The sequence below is a fragment of the Ruegeria atlantica genome (genome assembly GCF_013032505.1).
Classification (GTDB): domain Bacteria; phylum Pseudomonadota; class Alphaproteobacteria; order Rhodobacterales; family Rhodobacteraceae; genus Ruegeria; species Ruegeria atlantica_F.
In genome coordinates this window covers 1-5,507 of sequence record NZ_WQCG01000026.1, presented here as the reverse complement: position 1 = coordinate 5,507, position 5,507 = coordinate 1, and the positions used below count along the sequence as shown (strand labels likewise).

5 protein-coding genes are annotated in these 5,507 nt (G+C 50.5%); all 5 read left to right on the top strand.

All coding sequences use genetic code 11. The features are described 5' to 3' along the window. Nucleotides 1–985: hypothetical protein (locus GOW92_RS24655; protein ID WP_170566511.1), on the top strand; the 985-nt coding region annotated here is incomplete at its 5' end. Next, nucleotides 979–1,560, top strand: coding sequence for a toxin-activating lysine-acyltransferase (locus tag GOW92_RS24650; RefSeq protein WP_170566507.1), 582 nt, complete (start codon nucleotides 979–981; stop codon nucleotides 1,558–1,560). The genes GOW92_RS24655 and GOW92_RS24650, both read left to right, overlap by 7 nt. Nucleotides 1,561–1,893: 333 nt before the next feature. Next, on the top strand, nucleotides 1,894–2,718 hold the full coding sequence (locus GOW92_RS24645; protein ID WP_170566504.1) for a hypothetical protein: 825 nt from the start codon (nucleotides 1,894–1,896) through the stop codon (nucleotides 2,716–2,718). Between the two features lies 1 nt (nucleotide 2,719). Further along, the gene (locus tag GOW92_RS24640) at nucleotides 2,720–4,021 is read left to right on the top strand and encodes an insulinase family protein (protein WP_170566501.1); all 1,302 of its coding nucleotides are present in this window, start codon (nucleotides 2,720–2,722) and stop codon (nucleotides 4,019–4,021) included. After that, a complete protein-coding gene (locus tag GOW92_RS24635) occupies nucleotides 4,021–5,385 on the top strand; it encodes a M16 family metallopeptidase (protein WP_170566498.1) in 1,365 nt (454 codons plus the stop codon). The genes GOW92_RS24640 and GOW92_RS24635 overlap by 1 nt, the downstream gene beginning before the upstream one ends. Nucleotides 5,386–5,507 lie beyond the last annotated feature (122 nt).

Sequence of the window (5,507 nt, the reverse complement as noted above, 5' to 3'; positions counted from 1 at the left end):
TGTGACCGAAATCGGATCGCTACATGACTGCCTGCAGCAAATCATCGTTCCTGCATTCGCTGCAGGGTTTGGCGGAGAACATGACGTAGCTGACATCTTGGGCCGCATTCAAATTGAAATTGGTTCTCAAACCCGAAGCGCGTGGCCCCATGCTGTGGATCACGGCACGGTGTTGCCGCCCAAGGTTTGCCTGAATTGGCAGGGGCAGATTGGTGATCTGGTCTGTCTTGCACATGAATGCGCGCATGTATTGCAATTTGAGCTGTCCAAACACGACACGATGCCACCGGTTGCGCGTGAGATCTGTGCATTCCTGGGTGAGCTGCTGTTGTTAAACTATGTACAGCAACATGCCCCCAAACTCTTCGCCCCTGTGCGCCAAATCTGGGCATTAGAAAACCACTTTTACCTTGTTGAGGATCTGGATGTCCTGTGGGACGCGCTTTCTGATCTAAACTCACCTTATCACTATCGACATAACTACCCTCTTGCCCGGTTGGCGGCGGTGTATTTATTCGGCCGGGAAGAGTTTTCGGTGCCAGGGTTTTTCGAGAGCGGCTCCGGGGCAATGCGTTTTCTTCCCTTTGATGAGATGGCAAAGCGGACCGAAAAGATCCGGAATTACCTTCCCAGTTTTCCGGTGCCAAACCCTGAAACACCACTGCTGCGCGTCCACCGCAGCGTTGGCGCAGCGGTGCTGCTCGACCTTGAGGGTAACACCTCCCGAGCCGGATCAAATCTGGGAGAGTATTTCTTCGGCATTTCTGCACATCTTGAGGAAGGCACGGCGTTCATCTGGTTGTCTGCAGATCGCAAGCCGATGGGGTATGCGACATGGCACAACACACCGGATCAACATACTGCGGAAGTCTCGCATCAGATCGCGCCGTTTGGCGGGCACGTCAATCTGCAGGCCCTGCTAGAGTGCAGGTGCGGTTCGCGGACACCAGGCGACCGATATGAGCCGGACATAGTGGTATGGTGATCGATTTCTATGCCAGTGTTGGGTTTGCCGTCGCACTCCTGTCGCGTTCTGAATATCACCATCGCTTCGACTTGGATGCGTATTTGTGTGTTGAAATCTTCCCCCCTCTCCGGCTCAGCCAGGCGCTCTTTTACCTGACGGATGAATGCCAACCGACCGCGATGATCACCTGGGCGTGGCTGTCTGAGGATGTTCAGGCCGATATTCATGCGACCGGCCGCGCATTGAGAGAAGAGGAGTGGAATTGCGGCGACCACTTGTTCTTCAACGACTGGATTACCCCCTACGGCAACACGCGCGATGTTCTGAAAGACATGACACAAAATGTCTTTCCGAACGAGGTCGCCACGAGCCTGCGCCGCAATCCCGACAGTTCAGTTCGGCGCGTCAACCGCTGGACCGGGATCAACCTGCGACAGCACCAACACAGGAATACGGCCTCTGATTTGGTTGAGGACGTACACAGCGGGAGGAGGGTTCCTTCTCCTTCAAATCTCAAGAGACAGGCACCGCGGTCTGATCTCGAAAACCTGGCTCGAGCCAATCCAGCCTCAAGAGGGGAAATACTCCAATGAACTATGATCTGGAAACAGCAATGACCGATCTACACAGCCCCGTCAGCTTCGGTGGCGGCGGTCAAGGGGAAGGTGGAAGTCGGGACCGCCAGGAACGGCGTAATAGCTTTCATCAGAGGAGAAATGCGGGTCGGAATGAATCGAACGGGTCCAGTTGGGGGGGCAGGTTTAAACGTTGTTTGAAGGAGGATGATACCTGGCACGGCTCTGATACCCCTGCAACTGACTCATTTATTGGGTGCGCCGGAAGAGCTACATTTGAGAGTGAGCGCTGATAAGCTCTGGTGGTGTGCCGGAAAGGCACACCACTTTCGTGCACAAAGGAAACTCCGCATGAAATTTGGATGGCTTATCTACGCCGGATGTCTTGCATTGGCGCTGGCAATTGACACTTTTATTTCCGTTAATGGCCTTCCGGCAAGGGATGTGATCCTTGACTGGCTCAACGCAGTTTTCGATCAGGGTTCACCTTTTGCCGATAAAATGTTCGCTAATGCAATTATGCGGACATTCCTCACCATAGCAGGTTCTCTCGCAATAATCCTACCGGCCTTATGGATAACCGGAAAAAAAACGATCAAGCCATTCTTCGCTATAAGGCCAATCCCAATCCTGTATTTTGTTTTGGTATTCTTTTACTTTTATTATAATAGCTCCAACAAGCATGAAATTGTTTTTGGCGTTTTATATTTTATCTCTCTCATAGTTGTTATTACCCGCGAACATGTTTTCTTTTTTTCGCAACAATGGATCTGTCGGTCCAATAGTAGCCTATTTCTATCTGCACTTATTGCTCTTGTCGCTTTTGTCTTGCTCCACCCGCTAGAATTAACCCAAGGCAACGTCTTAGGCACGCTTTTGATGGTGAACCTTTGGGTATACACAGTTTCCCACAAGAATTTCTGGATGGGTGTCTCGCTACATATGGCCTGGAATTTTGGTTTTCCTGAAAGTGCCTTGTTTCATTACGCTGTATTCCTGCATTCCTGCTACCTGGCATATGGCCTCAAGACCTATCCGAAGTTTCTCGCAGAACCGTTCGAGTGCTTTGCTTCACGGCGACCAGCCGTTGCCAACCTCTTTGAAGCTTGGAGGCGTTTTTGGTCATTCCCAAGAGAATTGTATTCAAAACAAATTGCCCATCGAAGGCCAGTCTAACGTGAAAAGCTACATTTTATTTTCCGGACTGGCAGTTCTCGTACTTTATTGGGCGAGCGATTGGATTACCTTTGAAGTCTTGGAACCCAAGCCGTCCAGCATAAAAAACATCCACATCGTTGAAACAGACGATGACGAGATATCCGCCTTTGTCGTCTTTCCGGTTGGGAATACCCCTCCCCACGAAATGCATTACGTTGAACATTTGGTCTGGTTGAATTCCATAAAAAGCAGTTCCGGAAATGTTGACAGCCATTCTAACGCTTGGACCAATAGTCATAGTGTCGGCTATTGGTTATCGGGGCCTTCCGGCGACCTGTTTGATCTCTTGAACAAGCTATCCGGCGTATTCTCCCCCATCGAATTGCAACGCGATTTTGCGGAACAGGAAAAAAACATCATACTTCGAGAACGAGAATTCTGGAAGGTGGGAGACATCCGCGAAATAGCTAATGAAGAAATGAACGCGTTTCTTTACCAGAACAACAGTATTGCAACTTCTGTTACTGGAGATTCAGCACAAATCGCAGACCTCGATTTCGACAGGGCACGCAAACTCCATCTGGCGACACACAAGCCGGACACTGCAACCATAATCGTGATCGGCGGGGTATCTGAAAAGCAAACGCACCGTGTGCTTCAAAAACAAGATTGGATAAAGCCCAAGGACATCAGGCAAACGCAACCTCTGCGCTTCAATCTATCCGGTATCGCGGAAAAGGCGTTCCAGTACCCCAACCAAAATACGGCACCAACATTAATCTGGAGACACGTCGTAACGCTGCCTGAATCCATCCAGTATGACCTGTTGGATGCCCAGACGCTGCTTATCGGGGATATTCTTGGCTCGAGTCTAACTGGGGGATTGGCAGCTCCGTTACACTACGATGCGGCAATAGCCCGTTCGTTTGATTTCGAAATATGGCCTCTTGACGAAGATAATGTCGAAATCCGGTTTATTGGATCACCGGATCAAGGTGTTTCTCTGTCCCAGCTCCAGGGGGCGTTCGAGGATACATTTTCCAAAATCACAACCGACGGCATTCCGGAACAGACTTTCAATCAAGTATTCAATCGCTTCGAAGCAGATTGGCCAGATTGGAATGACGATACCGAAACCTCGCATTGGAGGGCGGACTACGTGCTCCGCAGCACTTCAGTCTTGCGCATGCCTTTGCCCACCTCCGCGGTCAGGGCTCTGAAAGCCCAACTGTCTCTGGATTCTACAAACGGGCTTTTGCGATCGCTCGGCGCTGAAGGCCGTACGTCCGTTGCACTTATCGGGCCAAAGGAGAGGTTTTAATGATACGTGCCGTATTAGTCGTCTCATCAATATTGGCAATTGCCGCATGTCAGAGTGACAAACCGTCAGCCAGCGAAGAATCCACCCCAAGTGGAATAAAATACACGTTGCTTCATATGCCTAGACACGAAGACGTAACGATCCACGTCGCCTGGCCAACAGACTGGGCGTATCGTCAAGAGACCAAAAAGGCGGCAGCCTTAGTTGGGATGGAGCTTATTTTGGCTGGTGGTGCAGAAGGATTTCCGGCAGGAGAAGCGGCAGAGTTGTTCGCCGACTTAGAATCCGAAGGCTATATCTACAATGGAGCACAAGGCCATGTGATTGGGGAACTAACATTTCCACGCGAACACCTCTCGAAAACCATAGAAATAGCAAATGCGCATCTACGCAATCCAACACTGGATAAACTTTGGTTTGAACGTATACGAGATGGCTTCGAACAAAACATTAACGAAGCTCGTACACACCCTACCGAAGCTGGCTTTGATACCATCCGCTGGGCGGTGTTCGGCACACAGCCAATACGGAATGCCTTATCCTTTGATGACCCCAATACGTTCAAAACTCTGGAGCGTGAAGATGTCGTCAGATGGCATCAAGAGATATTCACAAGACAACCGGAAGCCATCGTTGTGGCCGGAAGCCTCAATGCGGCCGAGGCTGGATCAGCAGTGGACAGTTTATTGGCAGGCCTGACCGAAACCAAGCGCCCAATCGGGCGAGACGTTAAGCCGAACTTTGCACCACGGCGCATTGTCTTGCACAAACCAGATGCCCAAACTACCAGCGTGACTTTCATCGCTCCCCTGCCTCCTTCACGTCTTGGTAGTGAGTTTGAAGACCTAATCTTAATCGATGTGCTCGGAGGAGGTGACCAAAGCATCCTTTTTGACACCGTCCGAACCCAATTACGCGCTAGCTACGGGTTCGACGCTGGTATTAGTGATTATTCGCGTGAGTTGCGGTTTCTTTACATGACTGGCGAAGTTGAAACAGCACTGGCTGCGAAGGCAGAGCGTTCAATTGTTGAGGCTTATAAAGACTTCAAGCTCGCCGGAGCGAATGAGAGTATTTCAATCCAAAAAGACTCACTGGAAAAGTACGTTTCTGATCTTGGCGGTTTTGTCGTTGATCAGGCCCAGGTCGAGCTTCAATTCGCTCTAAACGATCTCCCTCCCGGAAGTAGCCTCAAGCTTTCAGGGATGCTGTCCGAGGTGAGTAAGAAAACCGTCAACAACCGGCTTCATGAGTATTTTCCATCTCATGACCAATTTATAATTGTAGCAACATCACCGGATGCTGATGCCCTACCCGGTGCTTGCATCATCAGCACACCGCAGGATGCTTTGAACTGCCCATGACGCACTGCTCAGAACGGACCGCAGAGGAAGTCCCTCTCTCATGGTTCGGCAAGACGCTTTGGAAGTTCACCCCGTTTTATACTGAACTGGTTTTTCTGGCCGTTTGCCTGCGGCTGGTCGGG